The organism is Micromonospora sp. WMMA1998, from assembly GCF_027497375.1.
Classification (GTDB): Bacteria; Actinomycetota; Actinomycetes; order Mycobacteriales; family Micromonosporaceae; genus Micromonospora; species Micromonospora sediminicola.
The window spans coordinates 2,977,451-3,000,220 of sequence record NZ_CP114911.1 but is presented as its reverse complement, the minus strand read 5'-3'; the positions used below and the strand labels follow the sequence as shown (position 1 = coordinate 3,000,220).

The following is a 22,770-nucleotide window of genomic DNA, read 5'->3' as shown; positions in this document are numbered from 1 at the left end:
GGCGTAATAGGAAACGAAGATGGTGAAGAAAATTTTCAAGGGCCGATATTCTCTTGTGGTAGTCGGATTCATGCTCCTCCTGGCCGGCTGCGCCAACGAGAGCGCGGATGCGGAGAAGCAGGCGGCGCCCGCCCCGTTCGCCGGCCGGCAGGCGGTCTGCGCTCCGGCGCAGCAGGCGGTGGAGGACACCGAACGACTGATGGGCCGTGCCGTCGGTGGGGTGGATGCGGCAGAGCGCGACCGCTTCACCGAAGAGGTGCGCGCGATGGCGGAGCGGCTGCGTACCGTGGCCACTGCCGACCCCGAGTTGGACGCGGTGCTGGACCGGCACGCCGACGAGATCCTCAAGGCCGCGCCCGTGCTGGCGAACGGTGGCCTCAGCGCTGTCGCCGACCTCGACACCGAGGCGTTGGCCGCCGCCGAGAAGCAGATCAAGCAGTTGTGTGCGGGCGAGGAGGCGCAAGCCGGCGGCTCGCCCGGTACGGAGGCTCAGGCGGCGCTCACCACCGCCTGCGCGGCTCTCGCCAAGGTCGACGCCGGCCCGGGGGCGCGAGCCGACAAGCTCTGGTCGTCGGTCCGCGCGACAGGTACGGCGGAGGGGCGGGCCGAGCGGGACCTGCGGTCCGTGTGGGAGGAGGTCGCGAGCGGGTACGGCGAGCAGTACGCCGAGATCTCCATCAACATCGACGAACTCCGGCAGTTCCGCAGCGCGGTGTTCCAGGTCTCGGCGAGTCGGGAGAACGCGGCAGCCATGCTGGCCGAACCGGACGGCGTCACGAAGGTGGCGGCGTACCTGGACCAGGCCGAGGTGCGGGCCTTCGAGCAGACCGTCCGGGACGGCTGCCGCTGATCGACCGCGTGGCTCGCCGCTCATCCGGACCGGGTGGGCGGCGGCCACGTGGAGGCTGGAGGAGCGAGAAGCCCGGACCTTTGGTCCGGGCTTCTCGTGTCTGGTGCCCCCGGCAGGATTCGAACCTGCGCCCCCGCCTCCGGAGGGCTGCGGCCTTCTCGATCGCATCTCTCCGGTGAGCTGGGTGAACGCGAGCCGAGGTGGGCGAGCGTGGTCAACTTTGGCACACATTTGGCACAGAAAGCCCGCAAACCTCGGCTGACAAGCAGCTCATGCCGGCCGACTCGCCTAGGCGCCGGCCCCGGTTGGCCCTTGCCCTCCCCAGTGCGAGGAGGCCACGATCGAACCTGAGAGTGTCGGGCGTGTGACCTGCTGTGGACATCCTTGCGTGCGCCCGCATCTGCTGGAGTCTCCATCGAACACTGGACGGTATGCATGAGCGGCGAGCACAGCTACGCATCCGGCGTCGAGAAGATGTTGTTCGTCCTGAGCCGCGGCTTCTGTTACGCGCCCACATGCAAGAACCCGGTGGTTCGATTCGAAGCCGGTGGGGAGCCGGAGGTTGCTGTATTCATAGCCCACATTCGAGCCGCCCGCCGTAACGGCCCTCGATGGGTTGAGGAGATGGACCCGGAGGACCGCAAGTCCTTTGAAAATCTCATCCTCCTGTGCAAGAAGCACCACGTCATGGTCGACAGCAAAAAGAACGAAAAGAAGTATCCAGTCGAAACGCTCCTGGAGTGGAAAAGGCTTCGCGAGAAGCAGCTCGGATCTCAAATTAAGGGACTTTCATTCTTGACGGAAGACGATCTGATCAGTGTCTTAGAGAAGGTTGCCACGGGTTCTCGTAATCAAATGATGGATGCAATCGAGCGAGTTCATGGCTTGAGCCGTGAGATGAAGGATATGCTGAAGTCGATTATTGACGAACCGTATCGGCGCGCGCTCGTTGACCCCGATGCAGTCACGTCACTAGAACATTCCGCCGGAATGCTCGCTTTTCTGCAGGATCACACTCCTGTATTGGCGCATTCCGCGCAAGCGATTTCGTCGTTGGCCGATCACGGCAGCGTTCTAGTCAAGTTCGCCGATGCCGTTAAAGGAATGCCAGATCTCACCTTGGCGATGGTCGCCAATTTGGAGTACGCGGCGGCTGATTTGGCAGAAAAGACCGAGCAGCTTAGGGGAACATCGGAGGTGGTCGGCGAATCAACGGGAAAACTCGTAGCCGCCGCCAGCATTCTAGCTGATAAATCAACTTCACAAGAACCGCCATATTGGAACGGCCAGTCTGTCCAGGCCGACGAGGCTGATTACACTGACGCCCCCATCGCTGAAGCAGAGTTGCGCCATTTAGATGACGCAGTGAGCGTCGAGCCGGGTTCGGACGGCAGGGTGACGAAGAGAAAGCTATTCTTTAGGGGGATGGCGGCGGGCGCGGCCTTGATCCTGCTGATTCAGCTAGCCGGGATTCTGTTTTTTAAATAGTGTAGGCAAATTCAATGCGGAATCTCCTCGTTGCCAATGCGGGCCTTCCAGCCTGCCGGGGCGGGGTCAAGGACGTCAGGCGCATGGTCTTGCGCCCGCAAGCCATGATGAGCATGTCCGCGCGTCTAACAGCCCGGGGTGAGCCATGACAGACCCTCGCCGCTTTCGCCCAATAAGCGGGGCGATGATCGCGGTGCTTGCCGGTTTCGTCGCCACGGCAGCCGGAGTGTCCGCTTATTTCCTACTGTCGCTGGTCAAGGGGGTGGGCAGTCAGGCAGAGGAAGCTCGACTCCAGATTGAGGCGATTAAAACGGGCCTAACTGTCGGCGCGGGCACCGGCGGAGCGCTGGCGCTACTTCTCACCGCTCGTAAGCAATGGCTAAGCGAGCGTGAGCATCTACTGCAAATTCGGACCTCACAAGTTGCCGAGCGCGATGCAGAGGAACGTCGAATAACTGACTTGTACGCCAAAGCCGCCGAATTGTTAGGGCACGACCGACCCTCCGCGCGCATCGCCGCCTTATACGCCTTATCCCGCTTGGGCGAGAACAACCCCACCCACAGGAACACTGTCGTTAACCTCATCTGCGGCTATTTGCGCCTTGCGCCTCCAGTTGATTTGGCCCAGGCAAGCCCTTGGTCGTTTCGGGACGAGTTGGAAGTTCGGTACACCGCTCAGCGGATACTGAAGCGCCATCTTGCCGGAGGCGACGATGCAGCACGATGGGAATCGGTCGAACTGGACCTTACGGGAGCGACGCTCTACGACTTCGATGTTGAAGGGTGCAGGCTAAAGCGTGGGGTGTTCCGCGGCTGCATCTTCCAAGGGCACTCGAAATTCTCGCGAGTGCGCATTGCAGAAGACACCCGGTTCGAGGGAGCCAACTTCGCTGGCCAAGTCGAGTTTGCGGGAGCCATCTTAGGCGGGCACGCCTACTTCGATGAATCCGAATTCCATGACGAAGCTGACTTTCGATCAGCTCGCTTCGAGGCAGGGGCGTCGTTCGACAATTCTCTCTTCGGCTCTGCCGCCGCATTCGTAAACACTCAGTTCGGGGAACATGTTGAGTTCTATAAGGCGACATTCAAAGGCGGAGCATTCTTTAACCGCGCATCCTTCAACGGCGGAGGGCTGTTCGATCACGCCCGCTTCTACGATTTCTTGGGGATGGTCGATACGAAGTGTCGTGGCAAAATCAGGTTCATTGGAGCAGACTTCTTCAGCTTCTTTGATCTCGGCGATAATAAATTCTACGAGCTGTACAACTCTCGCGTCTGGTTTAGCGAACCAGATTTGGGCGTCATGGCATTGTGTCCTCCTCCTGGGTGGGACTACGGCGAATGCACCGATGGCTATCATCCACTCGTTCCCGACAGAAGCGAGAACGTGTAATCACAAGGTTGGACCGGCATGGGTCGGAGCGGATCTGCCATCCGGCGTGACATGACGCGGATAATCTCGACTAGCTGCGAGACCATGCTTCCCATGCGTCTGTAACGATGTCGCTGAGCTTGGACTTCGCTGGGGTCCAGCCGAGGAGAGTCCGAGCGTGGCTGATGTCCGCGATCAGATTTGGGGGCTCGGGCTTGGGCGGCTGCCGGCGGACGGTCACCCGCTGGCCGGTGATCTGCTCGGCGGTGGCTACCACGGTGGCCATGCTCGTTCCAGCGCCGGAGCCAAGGTTGATGGTCGGGCAGACGCCGGGGGTGCAAGCAGCCAGGCCCTGCCGGATGGCAGTGGCGACGTCGGCGACGTGGACGAAGTCTCTAACTGCCGATCCGTCACCGTTGAGGGTGACATGGTCGAGCTGCCCGGTGATCGCACGGAAGATGTTCGGGATGATCCGCGAGCGGTCGGTGTCGGTGACCCCGTCAACTGCTCCGGCAATGTTGAAGGGCCGGACGGTGATCGCCCCGATTGCCCCAGTCGCCGCGTAGGCAGCGACCATGTTCTCGGCGGCGACCTTCGAAGCCGCGTATGGGCTCTCGGGGTGCGGAGGAAGGTCTTCGGAGAGCGCGCCCTGGTGCTGCGACCCGTAAACGATATTGGTGGAGGCGAAAACCAGGGCTGGTGGAGCGGCGGTCGTCCGCGCGGCGTCGAGAGCCATGAGTAGGTTCAGGGTGCCTGTCTCGTTGACGTCGAAGTAGCTCAGCGGGTCGGCGAACGAGTCCCGTCCGCTGGTCAACGCGGCCAGGTGAACGACGCCGTCATAGCCGCCTTCCTTGACGATCTGAGTGACCCGTTCGCGGTCTCGGATGTCTCCCGTCACGACCGCGACGTCTTGGGGCGGGTTGCGCTCACCGCGGCCCCGGCTCATGACCGCGACCCGGTGTCCGGCGGCGAGCAGGTCACGGGTGACGGCGCGGCCGAGGAATCCCAGACCACCGGTTACCAGTACGTGCACCTCAGCCTCTCCCCAGGATCGTGCGGCGGTGCTTCCACGCGAGCTGGATGCAGCCGGCCGCCGCCGGCGCCAGCCGCCCGCTGGCGGTCAGTTCGTCGATGGTGTGGCGGGTGAACGGCAGTGCCGAGGTGGGTCGCACCTGCCCCGTCTTCACCACGGTCCCTTCGTCGTTGGCACTGACCATGTTGGCGAACAGTTGGTCGTAGGTGGGGCCATCGAACACGGCCACGGTCAGGATCTCGCCCCAGAGGGTGAGCGCATCAAGCGCGGCGCCGAGGCAGAAGACTCGTATCCCGCCCGCCTTGTAGGCGCGTTCGAAGGATGCCAGCGGCTCGGCGCTGTAGTCCGCCGGCTCGCCGTCGCCGCCATGCTCGGCCGTGCCGAGAAACTCCTCGCTGTACTCCCGCATCATGTTGCGCCACAGATCAAAGTCCGCCGCCAGGGCGGCAGGCAGGACACTCGACGGCTGGAAGACCCCCGCCGGCATGATGTGCAGCATTCCCCCGGCCACGGCTACATTGCCGGCTGCCCGGTTGTGCAGCACGAAGGACACTCCATCGTCGTCCACCCGCAGGGTGAGCGTGTCGGTTGACGGTGCTGTCGGCCGCCGGCTTGGTGCGAACGGGTCACCGACAAGCCGCCGAAAGCTCAGGTTCCGCCAGGACGCCGGCAGGATGCCGCTCCCGTCGCCGGCAATGTGGTACATCGCCATCTCGTGCGCGAGCGCTTCCGAGACATCGACGCCCCCGAAGTACGTGCCGGTAGTGAAGGTGAGTGCCGCGTCGGGCTGGCTCCAATCGACTCCCGCGAGGTGCCAGGCGAGCCGGTTCTCAAAGAGCCGGGGCTGTTCGACGTCCCGCAGGGCGAGGCTGTAGCGCTGGTGGCGCCGTCCGTCCGACGCCAACGGCCGTACGCAGGCCGATGCGTCCTCGGTTCCGGTGACGACGGGGGCGGTTCCTTCCGGCGCCGGACCAATGCCGAACTGTGCCAACTCGATGGGGGTCGACGGCAGCCATTCCGGTGGCGCGATCAGGCCGGTGTCGCCTACGCGATCCTTCGCGTCGTAGAGCCGCGCTGCCTCCCGCGCGAGCTGCACCCGGTGGACGTTCAACTTCCGGCGGACAGCCCGCCACTCTTCCTGGCTTTCCTCGGCGTGCGGGTGAGACGCGGCTTCCTGATGGATCGCGAAACCTCCGGAGTCGTTCTCGGGACTGTCGCGTTGATGCGGCGTGACGCGCTGCCGCGTCAGGCCAAGATCCTGCACGGATACGCCGAAGTGCTCGGCAAGGAGTTGCCGGTAGAGCGCAGACGGGTACGTGATTCCCCGCTCCCACCTGCTGACCTGATTGGCAGTGATAGCCAGCCGCTTCCCGCGCCCCGCCCCAAGCTGATTCAGCCCGTCCGCCACGTCTTGCTGAGTCTCACCCGCAGCGTCGCGGAGGTTGTAGAGCGCGAGATTCGGGGTGGCATCTCTGGCGCGAGCAGGCATGGTCCGCCCTCCTTTGCTGGCGTAGGCATCGGAAGACGCGCACCCCCGTGCCTAGTTGATGCCTAGTGAACGGCGCTTACTCGCCTGTTGAACGGCGTTCGGATGCGCGTTCGGAACTGGTGTCCTTATTGCCATGACCGACATCGACCGCGATCCGCTCGACGACATCCGCGAGCCGCCGCACCTCGGCGTGGAGCTGGTCCAGCCGCGCGAGCACCAACGAGGAACTGTCCGTCTGTCCCGCCTTCCCGCTGCCGCTTGGCGGTGCGGCCCCGGTCAGTACGGCTCGGAGGTAGTCGTCCGGCCAGCCGAGAGCCTGAGAGATCGCAGCGAGCGTGCGAGCGGACCGCTTGCGAGTCGCGGTCGCGTATTGCAGCTCACGCAGGGTCGCAACCGACACCTTCGATCGCTCGGCCAACTCCTGCTGGGTCATCGGCAACTCGGTCATCCGGCTGTTCATGGCACTGGCTACCGCCTGCCAATCCTCCACCGACTGCCTCCCTGTCTGACTGCCTGATCCGCTGATCCTAGTTCCTCCACCCTCGTTGACACCGCACAACTTCAGCGCTAATTTTAGCGCTGAAATCAGCTACACCGCCGGTTGGTCCCGGGGAAGGCAGCGCTTCGCGGCGCTGCGCGCCTACGAGTCACCCGCGCACTTGCTCATTGAGAACTGAACAGCAGAAGCGCCGCGTGGATCCGTCTGCGGCATCCCTGCCTTGAGCCACACGTGGCCGACCTCGGTGACTTCCCGAGCGAGCGGGGCGAGCGGGCCGGATCTCGGCACGCGGCTTCGGCTTCTGCAACTTGCACAAAACGTCCCAGATGTGGCCGCCCGGCTGACGCACACACACGGCAACCACATCCCCCTACTTCAACAACTTCTCCGGAGGTTTCCTGTGAGGAAGCACTTTGCCGCCGTGGCCACCGCGCCGACCGCCGCCGACCTGGCCGCGATCGACACGGAGTGGCCGCTGATCGCCGCCGAGCTGGACGTGCTCGACGCCGAGATCACGATGCTCTACGCCGAGGACCACGGCGGACCCTCGCCGCTGGACTGGCGGCGGCTGCGCCGGGCCGAGGCCCGCGTCACCCGCGCCGCCGCCGACCTGAGCACCCGCACCGACCCGCACCGCGCAGCCTGATGTCCCGCATCCGCGCCACCTACTGGGATCCGGACGGGGCGCGGTACGGCATCCCCACCTACTGGTGGCGAGGTGCCCCGCCCGGCTACGCCACCCGCCGCCAACTGACCGCCGCCGGCCTACGCCCCGCCGGTCAGCCGATCGCCGCTCAGATCCTCTGGCGCGGCGTCGGCGGCACCCGCGCCGCCTACCTCTACCGGGTCGACCTGGCCCGCCCGAAGCGCACCGCAACCCCCGCCCAGCGCGCCGCCATCGGCAAGGCGCTGACCGCCCGCCGTACCTGCCCGACCTGCGCCACGGTGCGGCCCTACTTCATCCCGCGCTCGCTGGGCGAATGCCTCGCGTGCGCCTACCCGCTGGAGGACGCAGCATGACCGCCCCGACCATCAACGGCACCCGCTACCCGCAGCCCATCGAAGACCTGTTGCCCGCCGCCCGCGCCCTGCCCCTGCCCGACGGGGAGGCGTTCCCGTCGCGCAACCGGCTGATGCGCGAGTTCCGCATCGGCGCACCCAAGGCCGGGGAACTGCTCGCGCTGCTCAAGACCGAGCCCGCCGCGCCGCCGGCCGACACCACCGAGCCGGACGCCACGGACCCGGCCGACCCGCCGGCCGTACCCGAGCCCGCGCCACTGGCCGAGCCGGACCCGACGCCCGCCCCGGAGATCACGCCCGCCGAGCCGCCGGCCGAGGCCAGCGCGGTCAGTCGCCCGGACACGCCCGCACCGACCGCCCCGGCCCGGCGGGCGGTGGCGTGGCCGGTGGTGCTGCTGGCCCTGCCGGCGTTCGTGGCGATCTGGTCCGGGTGGGTTGGCCTCGGCGGACTCACCGGGTTCGGCATCGTGCACCCGCTGCCGGGCATCTGGGACCGCTTCTCCATCAACTCGGCGATCACCCTGCCGATCGGGGTGGAGACGTACGGCGCGTACGCGCTCTACGTGTGGCTCTCCGGCAGGGTGCCCGCCCCGGCGCTGCGCTTCGCGAAGTGGTCCGCCCTCGGCTCCCTCGCGGTCGGGGCGCTCGGCCAGGTCGCCTACCACCTGTTGGTGGCCGCCGGGGTCACCTCGGCCCCGTGGTGGATCACCACCGCCGTGGCCTGCCTGCCGGTCGCGGTGCTCGGCATGGGCGCCGCACTCGCGCACCTGGTCCGCACGCACGACTAGCCCCGCCCGGCGGCACGGCCCCAGGCCTAGGAAACCGATGCCGTGCCGCCGGCCCCCTACCGATCTCCCGACCGTTGGAGGAACCCCCATCATGACTGCCCCCAATGACGACCGCTTCGACTGGCAGGCCGCTGAAGCGGACCTGAGCGACCCGGCCGCCGGGCCGGACGCTGAGGTGGTCGACCTGGACGACGCCCGCGCCCGCCGCACGCCCCGCCCGCGCCCGCCGGCCGACAACGACGACGGCGAGCAGGGCGACGACGCCGAGAGCGTCGACGACGGCCCCGGCCGTGACGGCGGCCCGGTCGACACCGCCGAGGACATCCCCCGGGAGGTGCTGGCCCGGCAGGGCGACCGCCGGCCGATCCTGGCCGACTGGGCGCGTTCCTGGCGTGCGCTGCTGGCCGCGTTGCGCCACATGCTCAAGGACGCCGGCTATGTCACCGCCTACCACGGCGTCCGCCTGCCGAAGTACGCGGTGAAGACGGCGGTGTGGGCGCCGGTCGGGCTGTTCCGCGGCTTCGGCCGGGCGCTGCGCTGGGCCAGCGCTGAGGAAGGCAACTGGCACCTGCGGCAGGCCGCCGCGAGCCGGGGCGACGCGGACACGTGGATGAAGCTCGACGCCCGCCGCCAGCGCCAGACGGTGTGGCGGTGGTGGGTCCTCGCCGCCTCGGCCGCCGCCACGGTCGTCGGGGCGGTGGTGCTGGCGCTCGGCCCGTCCTGGTGGCGCTACGCCGCCCTGGTGGCCGTGGTGCCGCTGCTGGCCACGCTCGGCCGCCCGGCGGACAAGCCGCTGACCGACCGGGTGAGCGAGGGCAACCGCTACCGGAAGCTGACCGCCGACCTGGTGCGCCGGGCGCTCACGTCGCTGCAAATGGCCGGCATCAACTCGGCTGTGGCGAAGGACCCGAAGGCCATCTCGTTCCCGGTGGACATTCACCGCGACGGCCCCGGTCACCTGGCAGTGGTCGACCTGCCGTACGGGGTGGAGGCCGCCGAGGTGGTCGCCCGTCGCGGCCGTCTCGCCTCGGCGATGCGCCTCCCGCTGGATCAGGTGTGGCCGGAACCGGCCGCCGGGCACACGGGCCGGCTGGCGCTGTGGGTCGGCTACGAACCGGCGTCGCAGATGAAGCAACCGCCGTGGCCGCTGCTGTCCGCTGGCGCGAAGGTGGACGTGTTCAAGGCGTTTCCGTTCGCCACCACGCCCCGCCTCGACACCGTGGCGGTGGACCTGATGTTCCGCAACTTCCTGTTCGGCGGACAGCCCGGCAGCGGGAAGACGTTCGCGCTGCGGGATCTGATCCTGGCCGCCGCCCTCGACCCGCGCGCCGAGATCCGAGGCTACGAGTTGAAGGGTGTCGGGGACTTCGCCGTCCTGGAGCCGGTGATGGCCGAGTACGGCAACGGCTTCGACGACGACACCCTCGCCCGCTGCTACGCGTTCATCGAATGGCTCTACGAGGAGTGCCGCCGCCGCTCCAAGCGCATCGAGCACTACGCGAGGTTGGGCAAGGCCCCGGAGAACAAGGTCACGCCCGAACTGGCCAGCCTCAAAGGCTCAGGGCTGCACCCCCTCGTCGCGTGGTTCGACGAGCTGCAAGAGCTGATGACCAGCAAGTACGGCAAGGACGCCGGGGAACTGCTGGAGAAGGTCATCAAGCTGGGCCGGGCGCTTGGTGTGATCATCATGATCGGTACGCAAATCCCGGACAAGGACAGCCTGCCGACCGGCATCACCCGCAACGTCAACAGCCGCTTCTGCCTCTCAGTGGCCGACCAGACCGCGAACGACATGATCCTCGGGACCTCGGCCTACAAGAACGGCTACCGGGCGACCGTCTTCCAGCCGGTGATCGAGGCGGGGTGGGGCATCCTGCGCGGGTTCGGGCCGAAGGCGTCGGCGGTGCGCTCGTTCTACGTCGACACCACCGCCGCCGCCCGCATCGTCGCCCGCGCCGTCGCCCTGCGGACCACGGCCGGCACGCTGCCGAAGCCGGACGAGCAGACCCGCGACATCGCCCCGGTGGCGGACGTGATCGGCGACCTGGCGCGGGTGTGGCCGGGCGACGACAAGGCCGCGTGGAACGAGACACTGTGCGGTCTGCTCGCCGAGCTGCGACCCGAGACGTACGGCGGGTGGGAGGCCGCGCAGCTCACCACCGCGCTCAAGCCCCACCCCCTGATCAAGGTCGGCGACGTCGGGCGCCGCATCGACGGCAAGCCCGTCACCCGACGCGGCATCAAGCACACCGATGTGCTCGCCGCGATTGCGGAGCGTGACCGGAAGCGGTCCGCCGGCTAACCGCCTCCGAGGGTGCTAGCGCTAGCGGCCCGACCTGCTAGCGCTAGCACCCCCGCTAGCACCCCGCACGAATCATGAGCTGCCGCCTAGCAGATAGCAGCTCACGGCCCCGCGCACCCAAAAACCGGCCCGGGAGGCACTTGTGGACCCCCTGCTCACCCTCGCTAGCGTCACCGTCTCGTCCGCCCTGCTGGTCACGCTCGGTTACGCCGGGCTGTGCTGGGTCAGCCCGTTCAAGCGCTGCCAGCGGTGCGCCGGCACCGGCCACACCACCACGCGATTCCTGCGGCGCCCGCGTGCCTGCCGACGCTGCGACCGAGGACTACGGCTACGCACCGGGCGCCGCGTATTCAACGTCTTCCGGCGGCTGCGCGCCGAGGCCCACCGATGACCCGCCCCGCCAGCCACACCGACTGGTGTGGACGGGACCACCGCTGCGGCCTCGGCGAGCACCGCTCACCCGAAATCGTCGTCGACATCCCGGGTCACGCCCGCGCCGTGCTGGTCCGCGTGCGCACCGCCGCCGGCCGCGAGCACGCCGAGGTGCGCGTCAGGGTCGCGCTCGCCCCCGGTGAGGTGGCGGCCCGCCGGCAGTTGGTGGGGCTGCTCGGCGACGTGCGCCAGGCCGTCACCCGCGCCGCCATCGCCGCCCGCCCCCGGCCGAGGCGGTGACCCGATGCCCGGCCCGTGGCTCGCCGCGAGCGCGGTGCTCGGCCGCCCGGTGACCGACGCCGAGGCGTACCCGCACATCTGTGGCCGGCTACTTGCCGCCGACCGCGCCCTCCACGGGCGGCCCGTGCTGCTGCAACGCCGTGACTGCGCCGCGTGCGCCGAGGGCCGGTACGAACGCCGCCACTCCCGCCCGATTCCCGACACCCCGCCCGCTCCACCGGAGAGGACCCGCACCATGTCGGACAACCCGCTGTTGACCGCCGCCCTGGCTCACGCCGCGCGCGGCTGGCACGTCTTCCCGCTGCGCCCCGACGACAAGCGACCCGCGTTCCCCGATCACCCCGCCGACGACTGCGCCGGCCGCGACCCGCGCTGCCGCGCCGCCGGCCACCACCTCGGGTGGGAGCCCCGCGCCACCACCGACCCCGACCGCATCCACCGGGCATGGTCGGCCCGCTCCTACGGCATCGGCATCGCCTGCGGGCCGTCCCGGCTCGCGGTGGTCGACCTAGACGTGCGCAAGCCCGGACAGACCATGCCACCCGGCCACGAGGGATGCCCGCATGGGCTGCGCGTGCTCGCCGAGCTGGCCGCCGCGCACGCCGGCACCATCGACCCGACCTACACCGTGACCACCGGTCGGGGCGGCACCCACCTCTACTACCGGCACCCCGACGGCGGGCCGGCGCTGCGCAACACCGCCGGCACCCTCGGCCCGATGGTCGACACCCGCGCCCACGGCGGCTACGTCGTCGCCGCCGGCTCCACGGTCGCCGGACGGCCCTACACGGTCGACCTGGACACCGACCCCGCGCCGCTACCCGGATGGCTGGCCGGGCTGCTCGCCCCGGCGCCGTTGCCGCCGCAGCGGCCGGTGGTGGTCGACCTCGGCACCAGCCGCGCCAGCGGTTACGTGCGCGCCGCCGTCGCCCGAGAGGTCGACCGGGTCACCACCGCGCCCGCCGGGGAGCGCAACCGCGCGCTGTATATCGCCGCCGTGGCCCTCGGCCAGTTGGTAGCCGGTGGGGCGCTCAGCGAGGACGACGCCCAAGGCGTGCTGGAACAGGCGGGCGTTGACGCCGGGCTACGCACCGTCGAGGCGTTCCGCACCGTCCGGTCCGGGCTGACCGCCGGCGCCCGCCGGCCCCGAACGGTGGCCGCATGAACGCCGAGGCGCTGAACGTGTTGGAGCTGTTCGCCGGCATCGGTGGGCTGTCGCTCGGCCTGCAACGCGCCGGGATGCGGATCGTCGGTCACGTCGAGATCAACCCGTTCTGCCGAGCCGTCCTGCACAAGCACTGGCCGGAGGTCCCCTGCCATGACGACGTACGCACCGCCGCCGCCTGGTGGCGCTCCACCGTACGACCGCCCGTCGATGTCGTCGCCGGTGGCTACCCCTGCCAACCCGACTCGCTGGCCGGACCTCGGCGCGGCACCGACGACGACCGGTGGCTCTGGCCCGAGATGGCCCGCGTCATCCACGCCCTACGCCCCCGCTACGTCATTGGGGAGAACGTCCTCGGTCACCGCACCAGGGGACTTCGTTTCGTGCTCCGAGACCTCGAAGACCTCGGATACACCGCCCGCGCCGGCGTTGTCCGCGCTTGCGAGATGGGCGCCCCACACCCACGACCCCGCCTGTTCGTCCTGGCCCACACCAACAGCCCGGGACGGCCCGCGCGGCGCTGGATGGAACCGACCCGGACGGCCCCTGTCCGAGCGAGTCGGTGGCCCGCTGAACCCCGAGTGGGTCGAGTGGTTGATGGGCTTCCCCGCCGGGTGGACCGAGTTACCGCCCTCGGCAACGCCGTCGTGCCCGCCGTCGCCGAACACATCGGCCGCATCATCCTCGACCACCACGAAAGCAGGTGAACCCGTGACACCCGCACGTCTGCACCTGGTCACCGACCAGCCGCACACCACCGACGGGCACGCCGCGGGCGGCCCGCTGTGGGATGTTCCAGTGCCCCTGACCGGGCCGCACACCGCGCCGCCGCCGTTCCCGGTCGACGTGTTCCCCCGCTGGCTCGGCGACATGGTGGCCGGCGTCGCCCGGTTCACCCAGACCGATCCCGCGATGGCCGGCACCCTCGCCGTCGCCGTGCTGTCCGCATGCGCGGGCGGCCGGCTCGAAGTGGAGCCGGTGGCCGGGTGGCGGGAGCCGGTGAACATCTTCGCCGCCGTCATCGCCGGCCCCGGCGAACGCAAGTCACCCGTCCACCGGGCGATGACCGCGCCGCTGTTCGCCGCGCAGTCGACGCTGTCCGAGGCGATGCGGCCGAGGATCGCCGAGGCCGCCGCGCTGCGCGACATCGCCGACCGGCAGGCCGAACAGGCCAAAGCCGCCGCCGCCAAGGCCAGCGACCCGGGCAAGCGGGATGAGGCCGCCGCCGAGGCGGTGGCCGCCGCCATCGCGGCCGAGGCGATCACGGTTCCCGGCCTCCCGAGGCTGATCGTGGACGACGCCACCCCGGAAGCCTTGATCGGGTTGATGGCCGCCAACGGCGGACGGATGGCGATCATCTCGGATGAGGGCGGGATCTTCGACACCCTGGCCGGTCGGTACTCCGGAGCGCCGAACCTCGACCCGTACCTCAAGGGTCACGCGGGGCAGCCGATGAGCAACGAGCGGCAGACCCGCGAGGGTGCCTCGGTCGACAAGCCAGCGCTGACCGTGTGCGTGATGGCGCAACCGTCGGTGTTGCGCAAGTTCGGCGGTAACGCCGACCTCGCCGGCCGAGGGCTGCCGGCCCGGTTCCTGTTCGCGCTCCCGCGCTCCCTCGCCGGGTATCGGGCGGTGGACACGCCGCCGATCGCCGAGCCGGTCACCGGCGGCTACCGGCACCGGGTGCACGACCTGGCCGCCACCCTCGCCGAGTGGGAAGACCCCGCCGTCGTCGTCCTCACCCCCGAGGCCGACACCGTGCGCCGCGCCGCCGCCGAACAGGTGGAGGCCGAGCTACGCCCCGGCGGCAGCCTGTACGACATGCGGGAGTGGGGCAACAAGCTCTCCGGCGCGACGCTGCGACTGGCCGGACTGCTGCACGTCGCCCACCACCCCGCCGACGCCTGGCGACGCCCCATCGACGCCGACCGCATGGCCGACGCCGTACGCCTCGCCGAGTTCTTCGCCGCGCACTACCGGGCCGCCCTCACCACGATCGGCAGTGACACCGCGATCGAGAACGCCCGCTACGTGCTCGGCGTGCTCACCACCAAGGGCATGACCACCTTCACCCGCCGAGAACTGCACCGCCGTGTGTCGCGCCGGCTGCCGAAGTCCGACGAGGTGTCGGCGGTGCTCGGCGAGCTGGCCGCCCTCGGGTGGGTCCGCTCCGGGCCGGACGGCCGGTACGAGCTGCACCCCCGCGCCACGGCAGAGGACCCCGGAAGCGTTGACACGCTGACACCCGCCCCAACCGGCGACGTTTCCGCAGCTCAGGACACGCCCGAGGGTGTCAACGGCCCCCGTTGACAGCCGTTGACAGGCGTTGACAACCCGCCGCCGGCCCGCCCGGTGTCAACGGGTGTCAACGCCTGTCAACGCCCCCCGTTGACAACATCACACCCACTCCCGCCTGCGGAAACGGTCGCCCGACCGTCGATTGTCAACGTGTCAACGCCTCCCGGCCCCTCCCGGCAGCACCCGGACGCGCCGACCGGCCGCCGGCACTCCAGAAGCGACCCGTTGAGAGCCCCTGAGAGCGACAGGCCCTGCGCCTTACACCGGGGATGCCCGGATCTTGTCTCTACGGCGCTCTCAGCGGGCCACCCTCCGCCCTTCTGCCGCATCGCCTAACCGACCCTCCACACGCGACCCACGCCGACCGGAAGGCGCTCACCGTGCGAATCAGGCTGCACGGCACACCCGCTGAAACAGCCGCAGCGCTCGCCGCCATCGCCCGAGTGCTGCACATCCAGCAGGTCAGCCGCCCCTACCCCGACCGCCGATCCCCGCTGTTCCAGCGCATCTACCTCCACGCCACCCCGAGGGAGGACATCCGCCCATGACCGCCCCGAAGCGCCCGGAGCGGGGGACGACTCGCCCCGCCCGTCACCTCACCATCGCCGACGTCTGCGACGACCTCGGCATCAGCCGGTCGACCTTCTACGACTGGCGAGCAAAGCGGAAGGGGCCGCCGGCCCGCAAGCTGCCCAACGGCGAGATCCGGATCGAGCGCCGCGACTACGAATCCTGGCTTGAATCGCTTTATGAGGAGGCCGCTTGAACACCACCTACGAAGTGCGTATCTGGTCAATCGAAACGTACGAGGGGCAGCGGGGCCGCACTTATCGGGTCCGCTGGCGCGTGGCCGAGCGACGACAGAAGCAGGTCTTCAAGACAAAGGCTCTCGCGGAGGGTTTCCGCTCCGAGCTGGTCACCGCGTCACGAAAGGGCGAGGCGTTCGACATCGAGACGGGCTATCCGGTCTCGATGCGCCGCGATACCGCCGCCATGTCGTGGTACGAACTGGCCTGCGCATTCGCCGACATGAAATGGCCGCACGTGGCCGCCACGACCAGGCGCACGCACGCGGAAGCGCTGACGGCGCTGACCGTGCTTCTACTGACCAACGCGAGAGGGCGCCCGGACGGCAAGCTGCTCCGCCACGCCCTCGGCAGGTGGGCCTTCAACACCCCTCGCCGCACGGCCGACAACGTGCCCGAGCAGGTGCGGAAGACGCTCGATTGGGTGCAGCGGAACACCCGTGACGTGGCAAGCCTAAGCCGAGCCGAGGTGCTGCGCCCGGTGCTGGACGGCCTCACCGTCCGACTCGACGGAGCGCCGGCCGCGCCAAGCGTCATCAGTCGCCGCCGGAAGATATTCAACACCGCGATCGAATACGCGGTGGAGAGGCGGCTCTTGCCGGCAAACCCGCTTCCGCAGTTGAAATGGAAGCCGCCGAAAACCGTCGCCACGATCGACAGGCGATCGGTCGCCAACCCGGTGCAGGTGCGGACCCTGCTGGACGGGGTCCGAGGGCAGGGTCGTATCGGCCCGCGCATGGTGGCTTTCTACGCCTGCTTGTACTACGCCGCATTGCGACCGGAGGAAGCCGTACGCCTCGCCAAGCCGAACCTGCATCTGCCCGATAAGGGATGGGGGGAATTCACCCTTGACGGAGCCGATCCGCACGCCGGCCGCGAATGGACCGACAGCGGAAAGAACCGTGACAGCCGGCAACTCAAGCAGCGAGCACGAGGGGAGACGCGAACGGTTCCCTGTCCACCCGAGCTGACCGCGATCATTCACGCGCACGTCGAGCAGTTCGGCTACGGGCCGAACGGTCGCCTGTTCGTGGGGGAGCGCAACAAGGAGGAGTTGCCCAAGGGCACGATCAACCGCGTGTGGCGCTGGGCACGTGGCGCCGTGTTCACGCCTGAGGTGCACGCCTCGCCGCTGGCCCGCACCCCGTACGACCTGCGGCACGCTGCGGTATCGACGTGGCTCAACGGGGGAGTACCGCCCACGCAGGTAGCCGAGTGGGCAGGGCAGTCCGTGGAGGTGTTGCTCAGGATCTACGCCAAGTGCCTTGACGGCGGTGACGCGGCTCTCCGGCAGCGCATCGAGAGAGCGCTCGGGCACGGCTGAGGGCGCCCGCGTTCCGTGGCACGCATTTGGCACAGACGCCCGCCACGGGCCGGTGACGGCCGGACGTGGCCGGACACATGATGAAGGCCCCTGACCGGGTTTCGCCTGGTCAGGGGCCTTTTCGTGCTGGTCAAAGCCTTCTTAGCAAGTGTGCCCCCGGCAGGATTCGAACCTGCGCCCCCGCCTCCGGAGGGCGGTGCTCTATCCCCTGAGCTACGGGGGCTCAGCGACCCGAGAAGAGTAGCAAACCCCTCCCCGGATCACCGAATCGGTATCCGCGAGTCGATCTTCGCCGGCTCAGGCCGCGGCGACGGCGCGACCGCAGCTCGGCAGCGGGTGCAGCACGATCCGACGGGGCAATCGCCGGGGCCACTCGTTGCGCGGCCAGGAGCCGTCCACGATGAGGTGCACCGTACGCTCCTCGGCGCCGCTCAACCGCAGGACGAAGTCCCGGGGCAGCGGCGGGTCCACCGACGGCGTGGTGACCATGAACCGCACCCGCCCGCGCGACGACACCGCCGACACGACGTCCGCGGCCGGCATGGTGCCCCGCAGGCGCACCCGGCCGATCCAGTAGACCTCCGCGGCGTGCTCCTGGGCCGCCCGGGTGATCGCCGGGTACTCGCTGCGCACCCAGCGCTCCACCGCGCCGACGCAGAGGCCGCAGGCGCGCTCGCGCGGCTCGCGCGGCCCCAGCCCCCAGGCCCGCAGGTACGCCCCGACGAGGCCGGCGTCCATGCTCAGCCCGAACCGGCGCTCGATGAGAGTGGTCAGGCTCTGGCGCGTCCAGAGCTCTTCGTCGATGCCGAACTCGTCGGGGTGGACGCCCCGCAGCACGTCGATCAGTTCGAGTTCCTGTTCGCGGCTGAGCGTTCCCGGCTCGCCCTGCCGCAGTCCGCGACGGACGGCTGCCACCGCCCCGTCACCGCCGATGGTGTGGCGTCGGCACCAGCTGGTCACCGACCGCCCTGCGTCTCTGAGTGCAACCCCCACGTCCTGCGCAACGAGCCCGAATCGCAACTGGTCACGATATGTGCGGAGAAACTTCTCAGAGCACCACAATGACCCGTTAGCCCCAAAACGTTACAAAGCGGCATATCCGACATACCGTGCCCAGCCTTCCCGGGCATGCACGGCGCGCAGCGGGCAGAGGCAGCGGGTCGGCGGGCTGCCGGGTGGTCGCCGAGGGGTGGGGCGTGCGCGTCATCTGGCCGTGCTGGCTTGGGTTGGCTCGGGGTGGGTGGAACGTGGGTGGGTGCCTGCCGGATCGGCACACCCATGGCGTTCCACTCGCGGGGTTGGCGGGCGGTGGGTGGAACGTCATGGGTCTCTCCCGGGCCGGGAAACACCCATGGTGTTCCACTGACGGGCTCGGCGGTCGCTGGGTGGAACGTCATGGGTGCCTCCCAGGCCGGGATGCGCGCCTGATGTGCCGGCCGTTTGCGTGGATGGGGTGCGGGTGTCCGGTTCGGCGGTGGTGGGCGGCACCCTGGCGGCGGAATCGGCGATGGGCCGGCGGCGTTGTAGTCGGGTGAACGATCGAGCAGGCCCACGCCGCCGCCCCGCCCCCGGGGAATGACGGCAGGTCGCCGGTCGTTGCGCATCATCCCGGCGCCGCGTAGAGCCCGTGCCCCGCGAGCGTCGGCATTCGGCCCCCGTGACGCGGCCCCCCGAGGCCCCACGAGCCGGATCCCCTCAAGACTTCTTTGTGCGCCTGACGGTGCCACACCCCCCCCGGTGTGTTGACCCCCGAATGGAGCCCCCTCATGAACACGATCCTGCGTAAGAGCATCCTGGGTATCGCTGGTCTGGCCTTCACCGGTGGCGTGTTCGCCGGCCCCGTCGCCGCCCACGCCGACACCCCCGCCCACGCCGCCGCTGGTAAGGCCGTCGCGGTCGCGTCCGTGCAGGGTGAGCAGTCGACCATCACGCTGAACGACGAGCAGACCGCCAACGCCAAGGCGATCATCGCCGCGACGAAGAAGGCCGGCATGAACGAGCGGGCCGCGGTGATCTCGATCGCCACCAGCCTGCAGGAGTCGAAGCTGGAGAACCTCGGGCACCTCGGCGACCGCAACGACCACGACTCGCTGGGCCTGTTCCAGCAGCGCCCCTCCAGCGGTTGGGGCACGCCGGAGCAGATCACCGACCCCGAGTACTCCACCCTGGCCTTCCTCAAGGGTCTGAAGCAGGTCGACGGCTGGGACAAGATGCCCCTGACCGACGCCGCCCAGACCGTGCAGGTCTCCGCCTACCCCGACGCCTACGCGCAGTGGGAGAAGCAGGCCACCGACATCGTGGCCGAGCACTGGACCAAGTAAGACCAACGCGAAAGGCCGGCACCCCGAACCGGGGGTGCCGGCCTTTCGCGTCGTTACGGGGTGCCGCCCAGGCGCTTCAGCGCCGCGCTGAGGTTGGTCAGGTCGTTCTGCTGCGTGTTCTTCATGGTCTGGGCCACCGCGAGCACGTCGTCGTCGTGCCCCTCGGCCAGGATGCCGTCGATCATGTGCACGCCGCCGATGTGGTGCCGGATCATCATGTTCAGGAAGAGCAGGTCGAACTCACGGCCGCTCGCCGCGCGCAGTTTCGCCATCTCCTCGGGAGTGGCCATGCCGGGCATCAGCCCGTTCTTCACCAGCCCGGCCCCGTCCGGCATCCACGCCATCGGTGGCTGCTCGCCGGTCGGGTCCAGCTTCCAGGAGCGCAGCCACGTCTGCATGGTGCCGATCTCGCCCTGCTGGCCGGTGGCGATGTCGACGCCGACCTGGCGGACCTCCGCGTCCTGCCCCTGCCGGAACGCCAGCAGGCCCATGGCCACCGCCTGGTGGTGGTGCGCGGTCATGTCCCGGGCGAAACCGGCCTCGGCCGAGTTGTCACCCGGCCGGGTGAGCGTCGGCGTGAGCAGGCCGCCGGCGTACCCGAGCAGGAGCCCGACCACGATGGCGCCGGCCACGGCCAGCAGGCCGTAGCGGCGCACCGCCGGCCGGCCGCCCTCGTCGGTGGCCGGTGCCTCGTCGAGCTCGCTGTCGGTGGTCACCGGAGCGGTCATCGCGGCGTCCTTACTGGGTCGGCTGCTCGGGCATGTTGTTCTGCAGGTTGTCCCGCGGGGTGGTGCCGGTGGCGGTGACGCCCTGGTCGCAGAGGGCGTTCGGGCCCTCGATCGAGGCGTTCACCCGCAGCGTCTTGATGAAGTCGTCGATCCGGCTGTCGTCGGCGTTGTCGACCTTGAGCTGGAAGCCCCAGGCCTGCAGCGAGATCGGCTTGTCCAGCCCCTCGTACGGGCTGAGCATCAGCTTCTCCTTGCCCTGCACCTTGCTCTTGAGCTTCTCCACCTGGTCGGCGGGCAGGTCCGGGCGGTAGGTGATCCAGACGGTGCCGTGCTCCAGGCTGTGCACCGCGTGCTCGTTGGCGATCGGGGCGTCGTAGATGTCGCCCATGCAGTTCTGCCAGGCCTGGTTGTGCGGGCCGGCGACCGGCGGGGAGACGGCGTACTTGATCGTGCCGGGCTGGTGGTTGCCGCCCTTGACCAGGTCCTTGTCCTTCTTGCGGAAGTCGACCATGCCGTTGATGGCGTCCGCCCGCTTCTGCCACGGCTGGGCGCCCTGGTAGACGGCCCAGGCGCCGATGCCGATGATGCCGACGGCCAGCACGCCGACCGCGACGAACAGGGCGATCGGACCCCATGAGCGACCCTGGCTCACCTTCACCGGGGTGACCGGCTTGCGGCCCTTGCCCCCGGCGCCCGGCCGTGGCGTGCCCTTGCCGCCCCCGGCCTTGCCCGCGCCGGCCTTCGCGGCGGGCTTGTCGCCGGCCGCCGGACGGCCGGCGGCCGGCTTCTTGCCGGTGCTGACCACGGTGGGACGGCGCTCCGGGCCGCCCGGGGTGCTGATGCTCATCGTGCCTCGTCAGGTCGGTCGGTCAGGGGGACCGCGGGGCCGGTTCACATGCTGGGTCGCCGCCGCGGTGCCCGAGTCTACCCCCGATAACATGGTTCGGTGACTCCCGCAGAACTCGCCGAGGTCGTCCTCGCCGCAGCCCACGCCGTCTTCGACGAGCGGGGCCTGGACCGTGCCGCGCTGCCCGCGCAGACCACCGTCGAGCGACCCCGTAACCCCGATCACGGCGACTACGCCTCGACGCTGGCGTTGCAGCTCAGCAAGAAGGTGGGCGTCCCCCCGCGGGAGCTGGCCACGGCCCTGGCCGACCACCTGGGCCGGGCGCCGGGGGTCAAGTCGGTGGAGATCGCCGGCCCGGGCTTCCTGAACATCCGGCTCGACGCGGGCGCCGCCGGACAGCTGGCCAAGGTGATCGTCGAGGCCGGCCCGGCGTACGGGCGCTCCGACACCCTGGCCGGGCAGCGGATCAACCTGGAGTTCGTCTCGGCCAACCCGACCGGCCCGGTGCACATCGGCGGGGTCCGCTGGGCGGCCGTCGGTGACGCGCTCAGCCGCCTGCTCCGGGCCACCGGTGCCGACGTCGGCACCGAATACTATTTCAACGACGCCGGCTCGCAGATCGACCGGTTCGCCCGCTCGCTGCTGGCCGCGGCGAAGGGCGAGCCGGCGCCGGAGGACGGCTACGGCGGCGCGTACATCGCCGAGATCGCGGCGGAGGTCGTCAAGCGCCGGCCCGACGTGCTGGACCTGCCCGAGGACGCCGCCCAGGAGGTGTTCCGGGTCGAGGGCGTCCAGCTGATGTTCGGCGAGATCAAGTCCTCGCTGCGCGACTTCGGGGTGGAGTTCGACACCTACTTCAACGAGAAGGACCTGCACGACCGGGGCGAGTTGGAGAAGGCGCTGCTCCGGCTGCGCGAGCAGGGGCACGTCTTCGAGTCTGAGGGCGCCACCTGGCTGCGCACCACCGACTTCGGCGACGACAAGGACCGGGTGCTGCGCAAGTCCAACGGTGAGTGGACCTACTTCGCCGCCGACTGCGCCTACTACCTGGACAAGCGGGAGCGCGGCTTCGAGCGGGTCGTGATCATGTTGGGCGCCGACCACCACGGCTACATCGGCCGGATGAAGGCGATGGCCGCCTGCTTCGGCGACGACCCGGCGCGCAATCTCGAGATCCTCATCGGCCAGCTGGTCAACCTGCTCCGCGACGGCGCACCGGTGCGGATGAGCAAGCGGGCCGGCACCGTGGTCACCCTGGAGGACCTGGTCGACGCGATCGGCGTGGACGCCTCCCGCTACGCGTTGGCTCGGTACTCCAGCGACTCGCCGATCGACATCGACGTGGAACTGTGGACCCGGGCCACCCGCGACAACCCGGTCTACTACGTCCAGTACGTGGCCGCCCGGACCGCCAGCGTCGGCCGCAACGCGGCCGAGGCGGGGCTGACCCGGGGTGACGCCGCCGACTTCCGGGCCGAGCTGCTCGTGCACGACAAGGAGAACGACCTGCTCAAGGCGCTCGCCGAGTTTCCGGCAGTGGTCGCCTCGGCGGCCGAGCTGCGCGGGCCGCACCTGGTGGCCCGCTACCTGGAGCGGCTCGCCGGGGCCTACCACCGGTTCTACGACAACTGCCGGATCCTGCCGCGCGGCGACGAGGAGGTCACCGACCTGCACCGGGCCCGGCTCTGGCTCAACGACGCCACCCGGACGGTCATCGCCAACGGCCTCCACCTGCTCGGCGTCTCCGCCCCGGAGAGGATGTAATTCC

General features: G+C 69.4%; 21 protein-coding genes and 1 tRNA gene. 15 read left to right on the top strand and 7 right to left on the bottom strand.

All coding sequences use genetic code 11. The annotated features are described in order from the left end of the window. Nucleotides 1-70 precede the first annotated feature (70 nt). From O7600_RS13345 to O7600_RS13335, 3 genes are all read left to right on the top strand, one after another. Nucleotides 71-850 (top strand): hypothetical protein, encoded by a 780-nt coding sequence (locus O7600_RS13345; protein ID WP_281593880.1) that lies wholly within the window; start codon nt 71-73, stop codon nt 848-850. A 435-nt stretch (nt 851-1,285) separates the two neighbouring features. Beyond that, on the top strand, nt 1,286-2,338 hold the full coding sequence (locus O7600_RS13340; protein WP_281593879.1) for a hypothetical protein: 1,053 nt from the start codon (nt 1,286-1,288) through the stop codon (nt 2,336-2,338). Between the two features lie 184 nt (nt 2,339-2,522). Next, nucleotides 2,523-3,731 (top strand): pentapeptide repeat-containing protein, encoded by a 1,209-nt coding sequence (locus tag O7600_RS13335; protein WP_281593878.1) that lies wholly within the window; start codon nt 2,523-2,525, stop codon nt 3,729-3,731. Nucleotides 3,732-3,801: 70 nt separating this feature from the next. Here O7600_RS13335 and O7600_RS13330 read toward each other — a convergent pair whose 3' ends face one another. The 3 genes from O7600_RS13330 to O7600_RS13320 all read right to left on the bottom strand — a co-directional run bounded on the left by O7600_RS13330 (nt 3,802) and on the right by O7600_RS13320 (nt 6,722). Further along, nucleotides 3,802-4,743: an SDR family NAD(P)-dependent oxidoreductase gene (locus O7600_RS13330; protein WP_281593877.1), complete on the bottom strand. Its 942-nt coding sequence runs from the start codon at nt 4,741-4,743 to the stop codon at nt 3,802-3,804. A 1-nt stretch (nt 4,744) separates the two neighbouring features. Then, complete coding sequence (locus O7600_RS13325) at nt 4,745-6,232, bottom strand: helix-turn-helix transcriptional regulator (protein WP_281593876.1); 1,488 nt, start codon at nt 6,230-6,232, stop codon at nt 4,745-4,747. A gap of 76 nt (nt 6,233-6,308) precedes the next feature. Further along, nucleotides 6,309-6,722 carry a helix-turn-helix transcriptional regulator gene (locus O7600_RS13320; protein ID WP_281593875.1) on the bottom strand — a complete coding sequence of 138 codons (414 nt, stop codon included), beginning with the start codon at nt 6,720-6,722 and terminating at the stop codon, nt 6,309-6,311. A 409-nt stretch (nt 6,723-7,131) separates the two neighbouring features. On the opposite strand from O7600_RS13320, the gene O7600_RS13315 reads away from it, so the two are divergent. The 10 genes from O7600_RS13315 to O7600_RS13270 all read left to right on the top strand — a co-directional run bounded on the left by O7600_RS13315 (nt 7,132) and on the right by O7600_RS13270 (nt 17,106). After that, the gene (locus tag O7600_RS13315; protein ID WP_281593874.1) at nt 7,132-7,377 is read left to right on the top strand and encodes a DUF6284 family protein; all 246 of its coding nucleotides are present in this window, start codon (nt 7,132-7,134) and stop codon (nt 7,375-7,377) included. Next, a complete protein-coding gene (locus O7600_RS13310; protein ID WP_281593873.1) occupies nt 7,377-7,751 on the top strand; it encodes an RRQRL motif-containing zinc-binding protein in 375 nt (124 codons plus the stop codon). Before O7600_RS13315 ends, O7600_RS13310 begins: the two co-directional genes overlap by 1 nt. Further along, a complete protein-coding gene (locus tag O7600_RS13305; protein WP_281593872.1) occupies nt 7,748-8,539 on the top strand; it encodes an ABC transporter permease in 792 nt (263 codons plus the stop codon). The genes O7600_RS13310 and O7600_RS13305 overlap by 4 nt, the downstream gene beginning before the upstream one ends. Nucleotides 8,540-8,630: 91 nt before the next feature. Next, on the top strand, nt 8,631-10,841 hold the full coding sequence (locus tag O7600_RS13300; RefSeq protein ID WP_281593871.1) for a cell division protein FtsK: 2,211 nt from the start codon (nt 8,631-8,633) through the stop codon (nt 10,839-10,841). Nucleotides 10,842-11,228: 387 nt separating this feature from the next. Beyond that, complete coding sequence (locus O7600_RS13295) at nt 11,229-11,513, top strand: hypothetical protein (protein WP_281593870.1); 285 nt, start codon at nt 11,229-11,231, stop codon at nt 11,511-11,513. Nucleotides 11,514-11,517: 4 nt separating this feature from the next. Next, complete coding sequence (locus O7600_RS13290) at nt 11,518-12,678, top strand: bifunctional DNA primase/polymerase (RefSeq protein WP_281593869.1); 1,161 nt, start codon at nt 11,518-11,520, stop codon at nt 12,676-12,678. Continuing rightward, the gene (locus O7600_RS13285; protein WP_281593868.1) at nt 12,675-13,385 is read left to right on the top strand and encodes a DNA cytosine methyltransferase; all 711 of its coding nucleotides are present in this window, start codon (nt 12,675-12,677) and stop codon (nt 13,383-13,385) included. The genes O7600_RS13290 and O7600_RS13285 overlap by 4 nt, the downstream gene beginning before the upstream one ends. A gap of 4 nt (nt 13,386-13,389) precedes the next feature. After that, nucleotides 13,390-14,988 (top strand): YfjI family protein, encoded by a 1,599-nt coding sequence (locus tag O7600_RS13280; RefSeq protein WP_281593867.1) that lies wholly within the window; start codon nt 13,390-13,392, stop codon nt 14,986-14,988. A 532-nt stretch (nt 14,989-15,520) separates the two neighbouring features. Beyond that, the gene (locus O7600_RS13275) at nt 15,521-15,742 is read left to right on the top strand and encodes a helix-turn-helix domain-containing protein (RefSeq protein ID WP_281593866.1); all 222 of its coding nucleotides are present in this window, start codon (nt 15,521-15,523) and stop codon (nt 15,740-15,742) included. After that, nucleotides 15,739-17,106: an integrase gene (locus tag O7600_RS13270; protein ID WP_281593865.1), complete on the top strand. Its 1,368-nt coding sequence runs from the start codon at nt 15,739-15,741 to the stop codon at nt 17,104-17,106. The genes O7600_RS13275 and O7600_RS13270 overlap by 4 nt, the downstream gene beginning before the upstream one ends. A gap of 151 nt (nt 17,107-17,257) precedes the next feature. On the opposite strand, the gene O7600_RS13265 is transcribed toward O7600_RS13270, so the two are convergent. Together O7600_RS13265 and O7600_RS13260 are read right to left on the bottom strand one after the other, a co-directional pair. Continuing rightward, nucleotides 17,258-17,329 (bottom strand) — tRNA-Arg (locus O7600_RS13265). A gap of 74 nt (nt 17,330-17,403) precedes the next feature. After that, nucleotides 17,404-18,099 (bottom strand): winged helix-turn-helix domain-containing protein, encoded by a 696-nt coding sequence (locus tag O7600_RS13260; protein WP_281594145.1) that lies wholly within the window; start codon nt 18,097-18,099, stop codon nt 17,404-17,406. A 773-nt stretch (nt 18,100-18,872) separates the two neighbouring features. Between O7600_RS13260 and O7600_RS13255 the strand changes: the two genes are divergently transcribed. Further along, the gene (locus tag O7600_RS13255) at nt 18,873-19,427 is read left to right on the top strand and encodes a hypothetical protein (protein WP_281593864.1); all 555 of its coding nucleotides are present in this window, start codon (nt 18,873-18,875) and stop codon (nt 19,425-19,427) included. Between the two features lie 53 nt (nt 19,428-19,480). Here O7600_RS13255 and O7600_RS13250 read toward each other — a convergent pair whose 3' ends face one another. Continuing rightward, nucleotides 19,481-20,155, bottom strand: coding sequence for a DUF305 domain-containing protein (locus tag O7600_RS13250; protein ID WP_281593863.1), 675 nt, complete (start codon nt 20,153-20,155; stop codon nt 19,481-19,483). Nucleotides 20,156-20,165: 10 nt separating this feature from the next. Next, nucleotides 20,166-21,002 (bottom strand): DUF3105 domain-containing protein, encoded by an 837-nt coding sequence (locus O7600_RS13245; RefSeq protein WP_281593862.1) that lies wholly within the window; start codon nt 21,000-21,002, stop codon nt 20,166-20,168. A 99-nt stretch (nt 21,003-21,101) separates the two neighbouring features. Here O7600_RS13245 and argS point away from each other — a divergent pair, with 99 nt between their 5' ends. Next, nucleotides 21,102-22,766, top strand: a complete 1,665-nt coding sequence (gene argS, locus O7600_RS13240) for an arginine--tRNA ligase (protein WP_281593861.1) — start codon at nt 21,102-21,104, stop codon at nt 22,764-22,766. Nucleotides 22,767-22,770: the final 4 nt, after the last annotated feature.